The sequence below is a fragment of the Dickeya sp. CFBP 2040 genome, from assembly GCF_012273755.1.
GTDB lineage: Bacteria > Pseudomonadota > Gammaproteobacteria > Enterobacterales > Enterobacteriaceae > Dickeya > Dickeya poaceiphila.
In genome coordinates this window covers 1-18,983 of record NZ_JAAVXH010000039.1, presented here as the reverse complement: position 1 = coordinate 18,983, position 18,983 = coordinate 1, and the positions used below count along the sequence as shown (strand labels likewise).

Here is an 18,983-nt window from a genome sequence, read left to right as displayed (position 1 = left end):
CCCTTCATACCCGACCATAGCGGTCATGCAAACGGACGACGTCGTCCTCTTCCAGGTAACGGCCTGAACGCACCTCAATGATCACAAGGTCGATCAGGCCAGGGTTTTCCAGCGTATGTACCGCGCCTGGCTGAATAAACGTGGACTGGTTTTCTGCCAAAAAATAGGTTTTGTCATCGACATTAACCCTGGCCGTACCCGACAGGACTATCCAATGTTCCGCTCGATGAAAATGTTGCTGCAGCGACAAGCCCTGACCCGGACGCACGGTGAGTTTTTTCACCTGATAGTGATCACCCGCGTCAATATTGTTGCTCTTACCCCAGGGGCGGAACGACTCGGCGTGATCACGAACCTGATGCCGGTTTTGCGCTTTCAGACACTCCACGACCTTTTTAACGTCCTGCGCCCGTTCTTTGGCTGCTACCAGCAGCGCATCCCCAGTATTCACGATGATGGCATCGTCGATACCGATGGTCGCCACCAGCGACGAAGAGGCGCAAACGTAGTTGTTATGGCTATCCAGCGCAATGACATCACCGACATTGACGTTACCCTGCGCATCCTTCTTCGATACCTCCCACAGTGACGACCACGACCCCACATCACTCCAGCCTGCATCAAAGGCAATCACCACTGCATCATGGGTCTTTTCCATCACGGCGTAGTCGATGGAGTTAGCAGGACAATCGGTAAACGCACGCGACTCCACGCGGATAAAGTCCATATCACGCTGGCTACGCGCCATGGCTACACGAGTAAATTCGTAAATATCCGGTTGATTTTTTTTCAGCTCATCCAGATATTTTGCGGCACGGAACAGGAACATGCCGCTGTTCCAGCAATATTCGCCAGATTTGAGGTAACGTTCCGCTGTTGCCAGATCCGGTTTTTCCACAAATTCGTCTACCGCAAAACCGCCATCAGACAACGCTGCACCGGTTTTGATATACCCATAACCGGTTTCAGGGGCGCTCGGTATAATGCCAAATGTCACCAGTTTGCCTTTGTGGGCATAAGGCAACGCCTGCCGGATCGCCTGATGAAAATTCTCAGTTTTTTGGATCAGATGGTCCGCTGCCAGCACCAGCAACACACTGTCGGGGTCAGTCTTGATGCTCAGGTGAGCCGCCAGCGCAATCGCCGGCGCAGTATTGCGCCCAGCAGGCTCCAGAATAATGTTGCCTTCCAGTTGTTGTTGTTCACGCAGTTGTTCAGCAACCAGAAAGCGGTGCTCCTCGTTGCAAATGACCAACGGTCGCTGCTGCGTCAAAAACGGCGCACCCGTTAATCGCGCCAGCGTATTTTGCAACAGGCTATAGTGACTCTCATCGCCCAACGGCAAAAACTGTTTGGGGAATAATTCACGAGACAATGGCCATAGTCGGCTGCCGCTACCGCCAGCCATAATGACAGGAATAACGTTAGACATATCGCACCTTTAAATATGCGTCATACGTCGAGCCGCAGGTATAATAGTTCTCCTGCAGCTCGGATTATTTTGGGTATATTGGTGTCATTCCCGCCGACTAAACGGAAATAAACTCACCCCTTTGTATTAGACCTCAGGCGTTATCAGAAATAAGTCAACCTAATGCATCGACATATTTATTAATAATAACGAGTAGAAAAAAATTAACTACAGCGAGGGTGTTTGCCACGAAAAAAAGCCAGCATGGCAATTATTACAATTTTGAATCGCAGCTGAACAAATTGCTTCAACAACCGCCAGCCCAGGTGATAATACAAATGAAACTGAGGGTAACGACGTGCCGAAATAGCCAGGTCGATCAAGTTTTCCTCTATTCTGAATTCGCTTTCCTTTTTTTTCGAACGAGAAAGCTCATGCTCCAGATAACAACTACTTCTCAGTACAATTTTCTCACCGCACGCGCTCAAACGATGTATGCGCCGGAACACGCTGACATCAACGCCGTACAACGCATAGTTTTCATCAAACAGCGATAGACCATGCCGCTTAAAAACATCCCATAATCGGCGATGGATAATCAGCCCCGAACCGATAGAGAAAGCCGTTGCCGGGTCCAGATCCTGATAATTCAGTACAATTTCCCCCTCAGACACCGGATAATAGGTTTTATAATTAATGCTGGAAATAATCCGTGGACATTCAATATCCGCCTGACTATGCTCGACCTGAAACCAGAAAACCTCGTTAATGGTTGTATCATCATCAAGAATAACCCATCGTTCCACCTGCAAATTATTAGCAACAAACTGATTATATACCTGGCTCAATGGCTTATTTTCCAGACAATTTATCAACTCCACCTGCTCATAAATCGTTTTCAAATAAATAAAAAACTTATCTTCTTCAGATACACGAAACGGACCATTATTATGGATGGTCAGCTTGATATTTTTAAATGGATGCTGAATCAAAGTTTGTAATGTTGTGGATGACTCCAGTCCCTTGTTGTAGAGCACCACCAGAATAGCGTTCTTAATCATCACACCTCCTAAGTCATAAGGACCCATTTCCTTACAACTGGATTATAACTTCTGCAGAAAAATTATTTTCATTCAGGATAACACCCATCATGCTTTAGCTTACATATGTGTTAGTTGCGTGACTCTCCTTGCCCTGAAGGGCCAACACGTTACATTGCTCAACACGCAAGCCGGAATGTTCTACAACTTGAAAATGTTCTGCAACTCGAATACCTGGCGTATAAACATCAAAAAATTTTTATGCTTTTGAAAATTTCCTTCTTGAAAGGCGGGATACACCATGCCGAACTTCAGCATCTACTAAAAACATCATAACACCGTAAATAAAAACCCCAATAAAAACAGAGAATATCAGCCGATAGAGCATGTCAAGATGAGAAATAGAATACTGACTGAAAAAGAAAACCACTAATACCATCATTAGCGATGATATAAAAATTGGCATAACCTTCTTTATCAGAATCAACACGGAAAAATGTATGACATATCTTATAAAATATAAAACCGGGAAAAAATTAATAGCATTAGACAGAAAATAAAATTTAGAAAAGACAATAATTCCGTATTGAAATCCAACGATAAATGCAGATACCTGAAGTATCGTTGAAAAAACCCCCAAAAACATAAGAATATCCGTCCGCCCCCTGGACATAAAGATAGTTCCTGACGGATTCAGTATCGCCTGAATTATCGCTGTCGGTGCCAGCCAGACTAATATATCCGCCGTCAACCTCCATTTTTCACCAAAAACCAGAAATATAAATTCTTTATTCAAAACGGCCAAACCCAACATAAGCGGCATAACGAAAAACAGAATCCAATAGATAATCTTGTAATATACCTCCCGTATTTTTTCTGGGTCATCCTGATACTGACTCAAAATAGGAAACAGTGCTCTTGATATAACAAATGTTAAACTCTGCGTCGGAAAGAGCATAATTCTGTACGCAAGCGTATACGCCCCCAACACTGCTGCAGAAAGATAGTGACCGATAATCATACTATCTGCGTTACGGGAAAAGTAATTAATGAGATTAAACATGGTTAAATTGGAGCTAAATCCAAAAATCGACTTCAACTCTTCCTTATCCCAGATTTTATGCAATGAAGGTCGCCAATTTGAAGCCAACCATAATTGGACGGTAGACATGAGGTTCATACATAAAAGCTGGAAAACCAGACTCATCACGCCATATCCCAACATTGCTGTGATGATGGCAACAATAAAAGAAAGAAGAGATGAACTGATTTCTATCAATGCAACTTTTTTAAACTTTGATTGCCTCTCAAGCAACGCCAGATGCGCGGCTGAGCAGCTTCCTAATGGAAAACCTAAAGATATTAAGCAAAGTATAGTAACCAGCCGCTCCTGATGAAAAATATAAGCAAAAACGGGGGATGATATCATTACAAATGCTGCAACAAATATCCCCATGGATACATTCAACCAAAAAACAGCGTTAACCGTTCTATCACTCAATTCTTTTCGTTGAATGATTGCTGCCGATGTCCCCAGATCTCTTACCAGTACTGCCAGGTTCACCACCACCATCGCCATACCCATTATCCCATATTCATCAGGGGGAATAAGCCTGGCCAGAATAACCATACTTAGCAGTTGGACGAGTATTTTGAATCCCTGAGAACAACCTACCCATGTTGTATTTGACAAAATCCCCATATATCACTTCTTTTCAAAGGTTAATGACAGGAGGAGTCGGAGAACCTATCTGACTCAATACATGACTCAATGCCTGCATCCATAACGAGGGGGATATGCCATATTGCTTTATCTTCTTACATGACAATACCGAATACATCGGCCTACATGCCGGAGTGGGATACTGAGACGTAGTAATGGCAGTTAACTGAGGAATCTGATTCATCACACCCAGCTGTAGAGCACGATTAAAAATTATCTGTGCAAATTCAAACCATGACACTTCTTCATCACCACAAAAATGATACAAACCACCGTCACCCTGCTGCTGCAACAGGCAAATGATGGCACCCGCAATATCGCCGGCATAAGTAGGACAACCACGCTGATCGGCTACCACACCGAAACTATCCCGCTCCCGGCCTAGTCGCAGCATGGTTTTGACAAAGTTGTTGCCATATTCGCTAAACACCCAGGCGGTACGCACAATCTGCGCCGCCGGATTTACCTTCAGCACGGCGCGCTCGCCATCCAGCTTGGTCTGACCATACACGCCCAGCGGGTGAGTAACATCCGTTTCGCTATATGGCTGGGTCGCCGTACCATCGAACACATAGTCGGTAGAAACATGGATAAAACGAGCGCCCCGCTGGCGCGCCGCTCTGGCCAGATACTCCGGACCCGCAACATTGATGCGTGCCGCCAACTCCGGTTCTGATTCCGCTTTGTCCACAGCGGTATAGGCCGCCGCGTTAACAATCGCATCCGGCTGCCACGATGCCACTGTCGCCTGCACCTGCGCCTCGTCGGTGATATCCAGCGAGTCGCTGTCCGTTGCCAGTACTGACCATCCTTGCGGTAACCGATCCTGAAAGCAGCGCCCCAATTGACCATTAGCGCCGGTTAACAAGATTTTCATACCCATAACTCCTTAAATTTTTTACCTTTATTATCTTTTTCCGACAATAGAGGGGATGTAATCGGCCAATCGATGCCGACATCCGGGTCATTCCATAGCAGACAACCTTCGTGGGCCGGGTTGTAATAATCAGTGCACTTGTATTCAAAATCCGCCAATTCGGAGAGCACCACAAAACCATGCGCCAGACCGGGCGGAACCCAAAACTGTTTCTTATTTTCCTCCGACAGGATGACGCCTTCCCAGCGACCGTAGGTTGGGGAGTCAGTGCGAATGTCTACCACGACATCGAACACCTCACCGCGCACCACACGCACCAGCTTGCCCTGCGGATTGACTGTCTGAAAATGTAAGCCACGCAGTACGCCTCTGGCCGAGCGGGAATGGTTGTCCTGCACAAAGTCGAGATCGATATCCAGCATCTTCTGATAGCGATTTTTCTCAAACGTTTCCATAAAAAAGCCTCTGGTATCACCAAAGACTTTTGGCTCAATAACTTTTACGCCCTGAATAGCAGTATCACGAACTTGCATGTTCTATCCCTGTCAGTAACTGAGCCAGATACTGGCCGTAATGAGTCTTGGCGAGATAACGCGCTTCATCCGCCACCTGTTCATGGGTCAGCCAACCGTTGCGAAAGGCGATTTCCTCCAGGCAGGCCACCTTGAATCCCTGCCGCTTCTCAATAGTGCTGATGAATTGAGACGCTTCCAGCAGGCTGTCATGGGTACCGGTATCCAGCCAGGCAAAGCCGCGTCCCAGTACTTCCACGTTCAGATTGCCCTGCTGAAGATACATTTCGTTGATCGTGGTGATTTCAAGTTCACCGCGCGATGAGGGTTTAACCTGTTTCGCCATTTCCACCACATGACGGTCATAAAAATAGAGTCCGGTTACCGCCCAGTTAGACTTCGGTTTGCTGGGTTTTTCCTCCAGCGAAACAGCCTGATTATTTTCGTCAAACTCCACTACGCCGAAACGTTCAGGGTCCATGACCTGATAACCGAACACGGTGGCACCTTCAGTGCGAGCGGCAACCTTCTCCAGTTTCTTGCCAAAGCTCTGCCCAAAGAAGATGTTGTCGCCCAGCACCAGCGCGCAGGGGTCACCGCTGATAAAGGTTTCGCCAATCAGAAACGCTTGCGCCAAACCATCCGGCGACGGTTGTTCGGCATAACAGAGATTGATACCGAACCGACTACCGTTGCCCAGTAATCGACGATAAGCGGATAAATCCGCTGGTGTGGAGATAATCAGAATGTCCCGAATACCGGCCAGCATCAGTACCGAAATCGGATAATAAATCATTGGCTTATCGTAAACGGACAACAGTTGCTTCGATACCCCGCGGGTAATCGGATAGAGCCGCGTTCCGGAACCACCAGCCAGTACAATGCCTTTCATTGAACTTTCCTTAACGAGAAGACGATTAAAGGGGCAAACCTAAGCGTTCACCGGTATAGGAACCATCTTTAACGCTGCGCCACCACGCCTCGTTCGCCAGATACCAGATCACCGTTTTGCGAATTCCGGATTCGAAGGTTTCCTGTGGTTTCCAGCCCAGTTCGCGGTAGATTTTCGACGCATCAATCGCGTATCGCAGGTCGTGACCCGGCCTATCAGTCACATGGGTGATAAGCTCAGCGTAGTGGCGGATGCCCGCCGGTTTCTCAGGCCGCAGTTCATCGAGCAACGAGCAGATAGTTTGCACCACCTCAATATTTTTCCGCTCGTTGTGCCCACCGATGTTGTAGGTTTCGCCTACCTCACCGGTGGTCACAACGGTATAGAGCGCCCGTGCATGATCTTCGACGTATAGCCAATCGCGGATCTGGTTGCCCTTGCCGTAAACCGGCAACGGTTTGCCTTCCAGCGCGTTGAGGATCATCAGCGGGATCAGTTTTTCCGGGAAGTGATACGGGCCATAGTTGTTGGAACAGTTGGTCACCAGCGTCGGCAGACCGTAAGTCCGAAGCCAGGCACGCACCAGATGATCACTGGCGGCTTTGGAGGCGGAGTATGGGCTGCTGGGTGCGTACGGCGTGGTTTCCGTAAATAAATCGTCCGTGCCGTGCAGGTCGCCATACACTTCATCCGTCGAGATATGATGAAAGCGGAACGCCGTCCTGCGCGTCTCCGGCAATGTTGACCAGTACTGCCGCGCCGCCTCCAGCAGGGTGTATGTCCCAGTAATATTGGTTTCAATAAAAGCGGAGGGACCATCGATAGAACGATCAACATGGCTTTCCGCCGCCAGATGCATGACCGCATCCGGCTGAAAAACCCTAAACACCCGATCCAGCGCATCCCGGTCACAGATGTTGACTTTCTCAAACAAAAAGCGGGGATCAGAGGCTATGTCTCTCAGCGACACCAGATTACCGGCATAGGTCAGACTGTCCGCCACCATTACCCGATCCTGGGTATGCTGAATGATGTGGCGCACCACAGCTGAACCAATGAATCCAGCCCCACCCGTTACAAGAATATTCATGAATAATGACCTTTCCAGAAATGAGTTAATACGCAGACTTGCCTACAAATCCTTTGAAAATTGTCAGAAAGATGATTTTGATATCCAGCCAGACACTCCAGTTTTCGATATAGAAAAGATCACACTCCACACGCTTTTCCATCTTCTCCAGTGTGTCGGTTTCACCACGCCAGCCGTTGATTTGTGCCCAGCCGGTAATGCCTGGCTTCATTTTGTGCCGCAACATGTAGCCCTTGATCAGCTTGCGATACTGTTCGTTGTGCGCCACCGCATGTGGACGTGGCCCGACAATCGACATTTCGCCACGGATGACGTTGAAGAACTGTGGCAACTCGTCCAGCGAAGTACGGCGTAAAAATGCCCCCACCGGCGTGATACGCTTATCGCCCTTACGGGCCTGAATGACGGTGTCACCGTTTTCCATCACCGTCATACTGCGAAATTTCCACACTTCTATCGCTTTGCCATCTATGCCGTAACGCGTCTGCCGGAAAATCACCGGCCCAGGCGAGGTCAGTTTGACCATCAGCGCAATACCCAATAGCAGCGGGGAAATAAGCACAACAATCATCGACGCTGTGACGATATCTTCCAGCCGCTTTAGCAGGCAGTTCACGCCGCTCATCGGCGAGTCATACAATGACACCACCGGAATGCCGTTGATGATGTCGCTACGCGATTGCAACACATTGAACGCCAGAATATCGGGCACCAACATCACGGTGCAGGTGGTATCCGCCAATTCCGACATCAGATAGTTGATAAGCTCCGCCTCCTGCAATGAGAGCGCGATATAAATCTTGTCCATTTCCCCTTTATGCGCCCGTTGAATCAGCTCTTCTACATTCCCCAGACAGCGCACGCCATTACGCTCATAGCTGTATTGAAACTGGCTGTTTTCGGAAAAATACCCAATGATATTCAGCCCCAGCCAGGGTGCCCGGTTAATGCTTTGCGCCAGATAAGGCCCGGCAGGTTGCGTGCCGATAAACGCCACGTTGACCGTGTTGTAACCCAGCTTGCGCAGATAATAGGTAATACCCCGAATCAGGGTGCGTGATATCACAAACCCCACTACGGTCAATAAAAACCAGACCGCGTGAAAATGGTAACCAATATATTGATTCGGTACTAAAGACAGAATACCGGCACCGAATGTGATACTGAGTCCCCAATTAATAATCAGCGTGCGAATTTCAGTATAAAGCCCTACGCCACGCCATGAGCGATAAAAATGGGTAAACCCCGCCAGCAATTGAAAAACAGAAAAGCTAATCAAGGCAATCAAATAAGACGACATTGATATGTCTTTTCTTGTCACCAGACACGCTAACACCACGCCAACAAATATTACAGCCATGTCAGAAAAACGCTGTAATACTGAAACCAGAGAGGGAATTGCATAAACTACATTTTCTTTTTTCCTGACCATAGTCGTTCACCTGTACGAGTAGAAGTTATTGCCAGAATCTTTTATGCATACTCAGTTTTCTGATTAAACCATGAGGTATTTTTCGATAATTCTGCCCCAGCTTATATCCTGCAATTTTCAGGGTATTGTGCACACAAGCACGAGGTATCCACAGATAGTGATTCTCCTTCATCAAATAACGCAGCTCTGAAAAAATAAATCGCATTCCTTCGCCGCCCGCGCTGCCAAATTCCTCCCTAATCCATTGTTCATCGTGATGAAATACACCGATATCAAAATAACGCTTAAACTCTTCCATCGGCGTGTAATTATGTGAGTGTTTAACCGCTGCCTGCGCCACATAGGCCACCCGGTATCCGGCCAATACCGCCTGAGCCGCCAGATACATATCCTCACTGAGAATGGTGTTGGACGGGAAGCCGCCCAGTTGATGGAATACCGTCTTCCTGTAGGCCGCAAACGAGTTCGAGTTAAACACCGTCTTGATGCCATAGTGCGACTTATCCATCAGCCCCATAACATGACTGCGGGTGCTGTAGTTGAAGCGGCGCGCATGACGGGCCAGCGGATTAGCATCGTCATGCGGCAACTGGCGGCCATAGGCAACGGCTACCCTACCGTCGTCAAATGTCAATAACATCTCACGAATGAAATGGTGCTGAGGAATGGCATCCTGGGTCAGGAATATCACCACATCGCCACGACTCATTTCCACACCGAGATTGCGCGTACTGCCGTGATTAAATTCGGCAGGGGTAATCGTGTGACAACGAAAACCGTATCGGGCAGCCACGTCACGCGAGTTATCTCGCGAGGACGAATCAATCACCAGCACCTGCTGGGATGAGAGTTTCTCAGCCGTCAAACAGGCATGAAGCGCTGCCGCACTCTTTTCCCAGATATCTCCGCCGTTATAAACCGGAATCACAAAATTGACTTTCATATCGATTCTCTTGCACACCTGAAAAGTGAAAAGCAGCTGTCGATTTGGTTACACCGCGCGTTGGCCTCAGTGTTCCAGTACACGTAACGTTTCAGATGCACAGCGCTTCCATGTCAGCGATTGAGCAAACGCTTTACCTTTTTCCCTCATCCCAGCCGGTCCCTGATCGGTGACCAGTTGATAAATACCTTCGGTGATAGACTCCACCGACAGTGGGTCAACCAGAATCGCCCGCTGCTCACACAACTCCTTCATTGATGTGGTGTTGCTGGTCAGCACCGGCAGCCCGTAGCACATCGCCTCCAGTGGCGGCAATCCGAACCCTTCATACATGGAGGGGTAGCAAAAACCCTGCGCATGTTGGTATAAATTCACCAGCTCCTTATCACTGACGTGGCCGGTAAACATCACCGCGTCGTTGTCGGCTCGCGCCTTTGCACCATCGTCTGCGAAGACCCGCGATACCCCTTTCTTACCAACAATCACCAGTCGAATGTCGCTATTGCACTCCTGCCTGAAACGCAGAAATGCCTTAATTAATCGGGGAATGTTCTTACGCGGTTCCAACGACCCCACCGACAGTAAATATGCGCCGTCCACCATCGGTGTGCTTTTCTCCGAAACATCGGGGTCAGCCGGTGGGTGTAGTACATCCACACCGTTGTAAATCACTGAAATTTTGCTCTCCGGCACCCGTAAATGGTGCATGATGCGTTCTCTGGAAAACTCAGAAATGGTGATAATATGCTCCACTTTTTTTGCCAGTCGCGGCTGCATAAATTGATACCAGGCAACAAACTGCTTATTCAGCCATTCAGGATGGTCAAACGGTACGGTATCGTGAATAGTGACAATTTGCTTTTTAATTAATAATGGCCCGGTATTGCAGGGGGACCATAATACTTCTTTAGAGGCTATTTTTTGTGGCAGAGAAAGTTGCTCCCACAAATGTCCTTTTATGCCATAAATAATATTATCAGGCTGTATTGAGGTCACTTTAATACCAGCACTGGAAATATAGTCGATGATTTTTCTGGTATAGCGCTGCACGCCGGTAGTATGCCCCAGCAAATTACGTGTATTCACATACATTAATAACATCCCCTTCCGGTTACGCCGAATGGCGTAATCGTTGAAATATAGATAAAGTGATTGTTTTCAGACTCCCTATCCAAAAACCAGCCAATCAGAATGTATACTCGTCATACTTCAAGTTGCAGGAAGGCGGCAAGAGAGTGAATCCCGATGAGCTTACTCTAGTAAGTGATTCGGGTGGGCGAACGCAGCCAACACACCTGCAACTTGAAGTATGACGGGTATATATCATTTATTCTTTCCCTGTGGCGGGAGATAAATTTTTCCGACAGCATTCAGACATGGAAATATCCATATAAACCTTTTCGAATTCTCCAACAATGGCATCCGGCGTAAAGGCATTGACTATTTCTGGAGAAAGGGGTTCCACCTTTTTATTGATAACCTCTTCAAACGCGCACTCTTCCATAAAATAGATATTTGGCAGCAAGGTGGATAATTCGCTGACAGCGCCCATGCGGTTAGTCAGTACAATCTTTCCATAAAAGACACTTTCCACGACTACCCGGCCAAACGGCTCATGCCATTTCACCGGCAACACCACAATATCCACCTGTTGCATGAACGCTTCCATGTTGATAAACCCCAGCAGCTTCACACCACTGCGCCGAGCTTCCTCTACCAGCGGATTACCCGGTGCGATGCGTCCCGCAGCACAAAAGACATAGTCTGGATGACGACGGTAATGCCGGGCCAGCAAGCAAAACTCGTCAAATCCCTTATCCTCAGACAGCTTACCGATAAAGCCGATACGCCATTGCCTTCTGGTTACCCCACCAGCGTTATCAGAATCAGGCCGCTGAGCGGCGGGCAGTACAATGTCATAAATAAACGACTGATGTACGCCAGGGAAAAAACCCGCCTTATGATGACGTTCCAGAATAAACCGACTGATGCCAACATAGCCGTCTACCAGGCGACTGTAGCGCTTTTTTAACCAGGACTGCAGATGAACATCAGTGGCGTCTGGATCTTGATTCCGACCTCGTCTAAACAAGGTTGTATTAGGGTGAAACAGGTAATAATCCCGACTGGTATGTAGAATTTTTACCCCACAGGCTTTCGCCGCCGACCAGGCCGACACAGAGAATCCGGCAATATTATTGGTGTGTACTACATCAGGCGCAAAGTCCCGAATCACCGCCATCACGGTATTACGCATGTCGGTGTTGTAATAATCTTTCAGATGCCAGCGAAGCTTCTGGTAGAAAGACTTTTTTTCCCCATCAAATGGCCAGTAACAGTTCGCCAGCGGCACATAGCACACGGCAACACCGTTAATCACCTTTTCACTACGCTCTCTTTCCGGCGTCAGACACAATACCTGCACCTGATGATGTCGCCGGACCAGCGCCTCTGCCATGAGTTGCACGGATACTTCGGCACCGCCCACTTTGTACGGATGATACAACGTGTTAATAATCAAAATTCGCATATGAGAGTTGTCCATGACGAATACGGAATGTCGTGTTCTGCCATAAAATGGCATGGTCGCCATGTCCGTAGTAAATAGTGATGATGGATAGAGATAGAGTAACCCAGAGCTACAAAACAGCCTGGCAAGGGCAACGTCCTTGATAACGGCACGATGATTTCCCGTGCAGCTTTATGCGCTTCCTTACTTTCGGCAATCTATCGACAGAGACAGCGGTGTGCATCTTGTCCATCGTTATTTGTCAGTCAACCAGGGACTAATCGCCATAATGCGAAATCCGCCAGCACGTTCTATCAGGCACCAAGCACGTTGCGGTAAGCCTGTTCATATTTCTGCGCAATCCAACTGGGTGTGAAATGCGCCAGCATGTCAGGGCCAATCGGTTTGGGGCAAAGTGGTTTGGCGTTCTTTATCACCTTGTCCACCGAGGTTTCCTCCATGAAATAGATATTCGGCAGCAGAGACGCCAGTTCACCAACACCCCCCATCCGGTTGGTCAACACCACTTTTCCATGAAATATGCTTTCTACCACCACCCGCCCAAATGGCTCATGCCATTTCACCGGAAGCACCACCACATCCACCTGTCGCATGAATTCTCCAGGGCTGGCAAATCCCAGCAATGTCACACCGCACTGCCGCGCTTCACTCACCAGTGGATTATCCTCTGTAACACGCCCCGCAGCATAAAAGGCATAGCCGGATCGGTTACGGTAATGCCGTGCCAGCGCGCAAAAGTCATCGAACCCTTTCTCTGGCGAAAGCTTGCCGATAAAACCTATCCGCCGGAGATTATCAGCTCCAGCCGTCCCGCTTTCCCCAACACGCTCTACTGCCGGCACCGTGTTATAAATAAATGAATGGTGCGCATTGGGGAAAAAACCGGCTTTTCGATGCATATCGCAAATGAACTGACTAATACCGACATAGCCATCGACCAGACAACTCAACCGTTTTTTCATCACCGACATCATACGAATAGCCGTTGCATCAGGGTCCTGATTCTGCCCTTCAGAAAACAGGGTCGCATTATGGTGAAACAGGTAGTAATCCCGGCTGGTGTGCAGAATTTTCACCCCACACGCTTTTGCCGCCGACCAGACCGACACGGAAAATCCGGCGATATTGTTGGTGTGCACGATATCAGGCGAAAATGCCAGAATTTCGTCCATCACCGCCATGCGCATGTCGCGGTTATAGTAATCCTTTATGTGCCAACAAATTTTCTGAGCGCAAGAGCGCGGTTGTCCGTCAAACGGCCAGTAACGATTCGCCAACGGCAGATAGCACACCGATACACCGTTAATAACCTGCTCACTACGCTGTGGGTCGGGCGTCAGGCACAGTACCTGTACCTGATGCCCACGTTGCGCCAGCGTTTCAGCCAATAGCTGGACCGAAACTTCAGCGCCACCCACTTTATGAGGATGATATAAGGTATTGATAATCATGATTTTCATATTAGCTATCCTTGTATTTAATCCCTTTCTTTCAGAACCCACTTTCGCCTCCACGAAATAGGCTAACGGCCCTTCCTGGGGCGAGAGATAACTGTCAGGCACTCCTCCATAAAGCTATCCAATACAGCTACTGTCTTCTCTTGTTATGCGATACGCGCAGGCTCTTCTCATTTAACACGCGGTTTTTCACCTTCCGCCCTGTTACTACCTTGATGAAGCGTACCGGTGTGTTCTGCCATGACGTGTCTCGCCATCATGATGTGCAACACCCGCTAGTTTTTATCCGCGCCGTAAGAATATTGATATGAATCATAACCATAACTGTAGTAACTCAACGCCCGACGGATCACCGCATTCAGGATCACTCCCTTTATCGGCGCGCCATTCTGTTCAAAGCGTCGGATGCTGATCTCCACTTCTTTCGGCGTATTGGTTTCAAACCGCGCCACCAGCAGCGATGTGCCCGCCTGTCGGCCAATGATCGCGGCATCGGTCACAGCCAGAATTGGCGGCGTATCCAGCAGCACGATATCGAATTGCTGAGTAGCCCAGTCGATAAAAGCGGTAAAGTTGCCGTGCATCAGCAGTTCTGATGGATTGGGCGGAATCTGTCCGCGCGGGATAAAAAACAGGTTTTTCACCGCCGTGGTTCGCAACGCCTGCTGCGCGTCAATTTGCCCGGACAGCACATCAGATAGCCCGTTTTCAGGCGTCACTCCCATCAAATGATGGGCATACCCCTTGCGCATATCACAATCGACTATCAATACCCGTTGCCCGGCCTGAGCAATCACTGCGCCCAGGTTGACGCTAATAAAGGATTTGCCGATCCCCGGACTGGCGCCGGAAATCATCAGGACATTGTTTTTCGCTTCCATCATTGCGAAATGCAAGCTGGTGCGCAGACTGCGGATAGCCTCAAGCGCCATATCGGCTGGGTTACCTACCGCCAGCAGCGAATCAGAACGCGCGTTGCGTTTGCGGTTCCTGCCGACAAATTCGCGGTCTTTCTTCTGTTGCCATTCCGACAACGGTACGCTGGCATAGACATTAATACCGCGTTCTTCCAACTGTTCCGGGCTTTCAATGCCCTGGTGCAACAGGGTTTTCAATAGCACGAACGCGATAGCCGCCACACCGCCAAGAATAGTTGCCAACACAATCACCAACGCTTTCTTCGGCTTAACCGGTTTTAACTGCACGACAGCCGGATCAATAATGCGAACATTACCGATGGTGCTGGCCTTGTTGATGCTTAATTCCTGCTGCTTATTCATCAACTGGACATACACTTCCTGTCCGACATCCACATCCCGCGTCAGTCGCACAATTTCCTGCTGCGTTTTCGGCATACTGCTGATACGTCGGTTCAGATTGTCCCGCTCTTTTTCCAGCGTGACGCGTTTTTCCAGCAATGATCGGTAGGCAGGATGTTCGCGGGTATACAGCTTGGAGATTTCCGCTTCGCGGAACGTCAGTTGGTTAAGCTGAGACTCGACATCCACCATGGTGTCTAGCACCGACTTGGCCTCCAGCGACAAATCCACCGAATCTTTCTGCTGACGATACTTGTTAAGTTTGTCTTCCGCCGTTTCCAACGATGCTCGCACCAACGGCAGCTGTTCTTTCAGAAATGCCAGACTCCTGGCCGCCTCTTCCGACTTTCTGTCCACATTCTGTTGCAGATAGTTATTGCTGATACTCGCCAACGTTTTTCTCACCAGATTGGGATCGCTCCCTTCCAGCGTCAGTTGCAGTACGCCGGTATCTTTGCCTTTATCCATAACGGTCAAATTGTCCTGGATATCGTTGATAGCGGTCAGCATGTTCTTTTTAGTGACCGAAAATACCGTTCCCGGCGTAGCCGTGGTGTCACTGACCAGCAGGCTAAAACCACCATGAGACTCCAGTTGCCCGATATGACCGATAAAGTCCGCATCTTTACCGGCGATAAATCGGTAGGTCCCCCCTTCCTGGATAGTCACGGTCATTTTTTCATCCAGCCAGCTGTTTGGCACCGACAGCCGGGACAACGCGATTTGGGCGGGTTCTTCATCCTTTAATTCATCCCTTAACCGAGCGATACCTTTGCCCACTATCGGGAAATACTTCTGCTCGACCATGATTTCCAGCCCCAAATCCTGTACCGTTTTGCCCACTACCATTCGGGAACGGAGCAGCTCGACTTCTGGAGCGGATTGCGGCTTGCTATCCGGCAAGACTTTGGAAATATCGTTCATCAACGAATCGCTGATGTTTTGTTCTACCTGCACCATCGCATCTGCCTGATATACCGGCGTTGCCAGCAACGCATACAGAATACCCAGCATGGTGAAGATGGCGGTGATGCTGATAATCAGCCAGCGGTGGTCCAACACGGTTCCCAGCAAACGACCCAGGTCAATTTCATCCGCCTTGCCCGCTTCGGTTTTTTTCACGGTAATTCTCTCTGACATCGTAATCCCTGACTGGTTAACGGCTCAGCGCCTGCGCCCACTTGCGGGCAGATTGTTCAAGTTGGGTGTAAACAAACTCAAAGGCTTCCCGGCTTTTGCGGTACGGGTCAGAAATCTCCTGCTGGTTAAACCAGTGCCCGAACAGCAGTGTTTTCCCACGCACTTCCGGTGCAACGCGGCACACCGCATCGATGTGCTCTTTTTCCATCACCAGAATCAAGTCGTAGTGCCGACACAGCGATCTGGTCAGTTGACGCGCAATATGCCCGTCCAGCGACAAACCGTGGTCGGTGGCTACCAGGCTGGCCATTTCATCAGCCGGTTTTCCTTCCATCGCCCGCCAGCCAGCCGATGCCACCGTTTTCTCTGGCAGAACCTGCTTCAGCAAGCGCTCACCGGTCGGCGAACGGCAAATATTGCCCTCACAAATGACAAGGATACTGTTGAACATCGTCACATCCCCCACTACGACTAAGGCCAGGTACGAACGCGCAGGCTGCCTTCGCTCAGTTCATTAAACCCACTGATGGTCGGTACCAGTTGCGAAATCAGGCGGTTCCAGCGCGCTACCGGCGCAGAGGTGACATACACCACGTCATAGGGTTGCAACGGGAAATCCGATCCCATCACCAATGCGGTGGCGTCTTTCGTATTGAGTTGATAGATGTTGGCCAGTTTCGGTCCTTGCTTACCGCGCAGAGGACGAATGACAAATACGCCTGTGGCATCAGCCACCATTTGGTTAATCCCTTCTGCGCTGCCCAACGCTTCAGCCAACGTCATACCGCTGCGATCCATCCGGAGGGTGGACTGCTTATTCACTTCCCCCATCACAAATACTTTCAGATCATCGTTGCGCGGAATGAACAGAATATCGCCGGGGTACAGCAACCGGTTCTGAGACAGGTCGCCGTTCTGCATCAACGCCTGTAGAGAAATCCGCTCATCTTTGCCGTTATGCGTCAGCACCAGATTGCGCCAGTCAGCGAGTTCACTCAGCCCACCGGCATTGTTGATAGCATCCATAATGGTCAAAGGCACGTTGGTGATGGGCTGCTGACCAGAATGCATCACTTCCCCAGTCACATAGGCTTTCTGTGAACGAAACGCAGCGATACTCACTTCCACCTGCGGCGATTCGATATACTGCGCCAGCCGGTGCATGAGTTCGTCGCGCACCTCGGTGAGGGTTTTATCCACGACGCGCATCTTGCCGATATAGGGATAAAAAATAGTGCCATCAGAGTGAACCCAGTTACCGGTGTCGGCGGCGGTGCGGTAAGTCCCTGCCGGCGTGGTCAACTCCGGATGATCCCAGACGGTAACCATCAGTACATCGCCGATACCGATATGGTATTCGTAGCGTTTCAGTTCCTCTTCCAGTGCAAGATTAGTTTGGGCAATTGCTGGTCGAGGGCGCATTTTCTCTATCAGAAACGGAGTAATGGGGTAAATATTAACCAGCTTGTTGATATTGAAATCATCATCTGGTTGTTCTACGACCTCTTTTCCACTGGTAGAAAGGTGCGTACCTGGCACTAGCGTACAACCCGCCAGGAATGTCGCCGACAACATCAGCGGTATAACTTTCAGTGTTGGTTTTAACATCCGTCATGCCATCGCTTTTTAGTAAAGTGAGAAACAAAAGAACAGTCTTGCTTGACCGATACCCCATTAGATGGGCAGGCACTGCTCGTTAATGGGTTGCTCGATAAAGATTTGAGTAGAAATGTTTTCACCCGCCCTAAAATCTAACGACTTATAGCTACCCTCCCCCGCCCTCATCAGATGACGGTTCAGAATGAAATAATCCGTTGTTTCAGATAGCAAACTGCTGGCAGAGCACAACTTGCTGTCTGCGCTCTGATGCGGGACAACGCCAAATACGCATAAGCCATGAGGCTATTTTTTGGTCTGGATAAGGGAGAAAAAGCGTCAGCATCGATCGGTTGAGTACAACCTGTTTCGTCAGGCTGAGCGGTCACATCGCTGTAGGTAGAATAAGAAGGCACGAGCGCAGACAATGCGTCGGCCTGGGGAAATGTTGCTAATTGTATCTGCGGTATGAACTGTAGTGTCAGGTTTAACATCCTTACGCCATCGCCTTTCAATCAAGTGAGTAACAGACAGCCCACACATCAGAAGTTCACGGTGGACCCACCGACATTGTTGCCATCTCGCCCATAGCCAGACAGGCGGCAGCACCTGCTCTGTGGCGGCTAAACGGTTTCAATGCCCTGAAGGCATCGCCTGAAACACCAGCTTGTGCTGTTGGGTAAATCGACTCAGGTACGCTACCGCCCTTGGCTTGTAGCTACCAACTCGCTGTCCCATTTTTGTTCCAGACTCGCCCAGCTATTGCTGTGACTCGTCATTAACTGATTCGTAAAGATGACCCGCAAAAACATTAACAAATCTAATGATTTGGGTTGGATATTTTTAAAGTTATGTCAATATCGCCACCCCGGAGAGTAGTAAAAAATATTTGCTTATAACAAGACAAATATCTTTCTGACGTTTCTTTTCGGAAAAAGACTAATCCCCCATGTTGTAATCATTATGAAAAACAATGTTTATTTATAAATAAAACATAAACTTGAATTAATAGGGAATGTCT

15 protein-coding genes are annotated in these 18,983 nt (G+C 48.9%); all 15 read right to left on the bottom strand.

Annotated features, from left to right (window positions below; all coding sequences use genetic code 11):
* Window positions 1-4 precede the first annotated feature (4 nt).
* Window positions 5-1,432 carry a mannose-1-phosphate guanylyltransferase/mannose-6-phosphate isomerase gene (locus Dpoa2040_RS05560; protein ID WP_168640584.1) on the bottom strand — a complete coding sequence of 476 codons (1,428 nt, stop codon included), beginning with the start codon at window positions 1,430-1,432 and terminating at the stop codon, window positions 5-7.
* Between the two features lie 203 nt (window positions 1,433-1,635).
* Entirely contained in the window at window positions 1,636-2,472 is an 837-nt protein-coding gene (locus Dpoa2040_RS05555) for a glycosyltransferase family 2 protein (RefSeq protein WP_168640583.1), read from the bottom strand.
* 238 nt (window positions 2,473-2,710) lie between these two features.
* Complete coding sequence (locus tag Dpoa2040_RS05550; protein ID WP_168640582.1) at window positions 2,711-4,153, bottom strand: MOP flippase family protein; 1,443 nt, start codon at window positions 4,151-4,153, stop codon at window positions 2,711-2,713.
* 13 nt (window positions 4,154-4,166) lie between these two features.
* Entirely contained in the window at window positions 4,167-5,051 is an 885-nt protein-coding gene (gene rfbD, locus Dpoa2040_RS05545) for a dTDP-4-dehydrorhamnose reductase (RefSeq protein ID WP_168640581.1), read from the bottom strand.
* Entirely contained in the window at window positions 5,048-5,584 is a 537-nt protein-coding gene (rfbC, locus tag Dpoa2040_RS05540; protein WP_168640580.1) for a dTDP-4-dehydrorhamnose 3,5-epimerase, read from the bottom strand. The genes rfbD and rfbC overlap by 4 nt, the downstream gene beginning before the upstream one ends.
* Complete coding sequence (rfbA, locus tag Dpoa2040_RS05535; protein WP_168640579.1) at window positions 5,571-6,455, bottom strand: glucose-1-phosphate thymidylyltransferase RfbA; 885 nt, start codon at window positions 6,453-6,455, stop codon at window positions 5,571-5,573. The genes rfbC and rfbA overlap by 14 nt, the downstream gene beginning before the upstream one ends.
* A 25-nt stretch (window positions 6,456-6,480) precedes the next feature.
* Window positions 6,481-7,545 (bottom strand): dTDP-glucose 4,6-dehydratase, encoded by a 1,065-nt coding sequence (gene rffG, locus Dpoa2040_RS05530; RefSeq protein ID WP_168640578.1) that lies wholly within the window; start codon window positions 7,543-7,545, stop codon window positions 6,481-6,483.
* Window positions 7,546-7,570: 25 nt separating this feature from the next.
* On the bottom strand, window positions 7,571-8,977 hold the full coding sequence (gene wcaJ, locus Dpoa2040_RS05525; protein ID WP_168640577.1) for an undecaprenyl-phosphate glucose phosphotransferase: 1,407 nt from the start codon (window positions 8,975-8,977) through the stop codon (window positions 7,571-7,573).
* A gap of 25 nt (window positions 8,978-9,002) precedes the next feature.
* A complete protein-coding gene (locus Dpoa2040_RS05520) occupies window positions 9,003-9,920 on the bottom strand; it encodes a glycosyltransferase family 2 protein (protein ID WP_168640576.1) in 918 nt (305 codons plus the stop codon).
* Between the two features lie 66 nt (window positions 9,921-9,986).
* Window positions 9,987-11,012 carry a glycosyltransferase family 1 protein gene (locus Dpoa2040_RS05515; RefSeq protein ID WP_168640575.1) on the bottom strand — a complete coding sequence of 342 codons (1,026 nt, stop codon included), beginning with the start codon at window positions 11,010-11,012 and terminating at the stop codon, window positions 9,987-9,989.
* A gap of 235 nt (window positions 11,013-11,247) precedes the next feature.
* A complete protein-coding gene (locus tag Dpoa2040_RS05510; protein ID WP_168640574.1) occupies window positions 11,248-12,450 on the bottom strand; it encodes a glycosyltransferase family 4 protein in 1,203 nt (400 codons plus the stop codon).
* Between the two features lie 293 nt (window positions 12,451-12,743).
* Complete coding sequence (locus Dpoa2040_RS05505) at window positions 12,744-13,910, bottom strand: glycosyltransferase family 4 protein (protein ID WP_168640573.1); 1,167 nt, start codon at window positions 13,908-13,910, stop codon at window positions 12,744-12,746.
* Window positions 13,911-14,182: 272 nt separating this feature from the next.
* Window positions 14,183-16,366, bottom strand: coding sequence for a tyrosine-protein kinase Wzc (gene wzc / locus Dpoa2040_RS05500; protein WP_168640572.1), 2,184 nt, complete (start codon window positions 16,364-16,366; stop codon window positions 14,183-14,185).
* 16 nt (window positions 16,367-16,382) lie between these two features.
* Window positions 16,383-16,817, bottom strand: a complete 435-nt coding sequence (locus Dpoa2040_RS05495) for a protein tyrosine phosphatase (RefSeq protein ID WP_168640571.1) — start codon at window positions 16,815-16,817, stop codon at window positions 16,383-16,385.
* Window positions 16,818-16,837: 20 nt separating this feature from the next.
* Window positions 16,838-17,974 carry a polysaccharide export protein gene (locus tag Dpoa2040_RS05490; protein WP_168640570.1) on the bottom strand — a complete coding sequence of 379 codons (1,137 nt, stop codon included), beginning with the start codon at window positions 17,972-17,974 and terminating at the stop codon, window positions 16,838-16,840.
* Window positions 17,975-18,983 lie beyond the last annotated feature (1,009 nt).

What these genes read in the sequence shown, in the direction of transcription:
- Dpoa2040_RS05505 (WP_168640573.1), bottom strand. Translation starts at nt 13,910, where the DNA reads ATGAAAATCATGATTATCAATACCTTATATCATCCTCATAAAGTGGGT.
- rfbA (WP_168640579.1), bottom strand. Translation starts at nt 6,455, where the DNA reads ATGAAAGGCATTGTACTGGCTGGTGGTTCCGGAACGCGGCTCTATCCG.
- Dpoa2040_RS05495 (WP_168640571.1), bottom strand. Translation starts at nt 16,817, where the DNA reads ATGTTCAACAGTATCCTTGTCATTTGTGAGGGCAATATTTGCCGTTCG.
- wcaJ (WP_168640577.1), bottom strand. Translation starts at nt 8,977, where the DNA reads ATGGTCAGGAAAAAAGAAAATGTAGTTTATGCAATTCCCTCTCTGGTT.
- Dpoa2040_RS05560 (WP_168640584.1), bottom strand. Translation starts at nt 1,432, where the DNA reads ATGTCTAACGTTATTCCTGTCATTATGGCTGGCGGTAGCGGCAGCCGA.
- wzc (WP_168640572.1), bottom strand. Translation starts at nt 16,366, where the DNA reads ATGTCAGAGAGAATTACCGTGAAAAAAACCGAAGCGGGCAAGGCGGAT.
- rfbC (WP_168640580.1), bottom strand. Translation starts at nt 5,584, where the DNA reads ATGCAAGTTCGTGATACTGCTATTCAGGGCGTAAAAGTTATTGAGCCA.
- Dpoa2040_RS05490 (WP_168640570.1), bottom strand. Translation starts at nt 17,974, where the DNA reads ATGTTAAAACCAACACTGAAAGTTATACCGCTGATGTTGTCGGCGACA.
- rffG (WP_168640578.1), bottom strand. Translation starts at nt 7,545, where the DNA reads ATGAATATTCTTGTAACGGGTGGGGCTGGATTCATTGGTTCAGCTGTG.
- Dpoa2040_RS05520 (WP_168640576.1), bottom strand. Translation starts at nt 9,920, where the DNA reads ATGAAAGTCAATTTTGTGATTCCGGTTTATAACGGCGGAGATATCTGG.
- Dpoa2040_RS05555 (WP_168640583.1), bottom strand. Translation starts at nt 2,472, where the DNA reads ATGATTAAGAACGCTATTCTGGTGGTGCTCTACAACAAGGGACTGGAG.
- Dpoa2040_RS05515 (WP_168640575.1), bottom strand. Translation starts at nt 11,012, where the DNA reads ATGTATGTGAATACACGTAATTTGCTGGGGCATACTACCGGCGTGCAG.
- Dpoa2040_RS05510 (WP_168640574.1), bottom strand. Translation starts at nt 12,450, where the DNA reads ATGCGAATTTTGATTATTAACACGTTGTATCATCCGTACAAAGTGGGC.
- rfbD (WP_168640581.1), bottom strand. Translation starts at nt 5,051, where the DNA reads ATGAAAATCTTGTTAACCGGCGCTAATGGTCAATTGGGGCGCTGCTTT.
- Dpoa2040_RS05550 (WP_168640582.1), bottom strand. Translation starts at nt 4,153, where the DNA reads ATGGGGATTTTGTCAAATACAACATGGGTAGGTTGTTCTCAGGGATTC.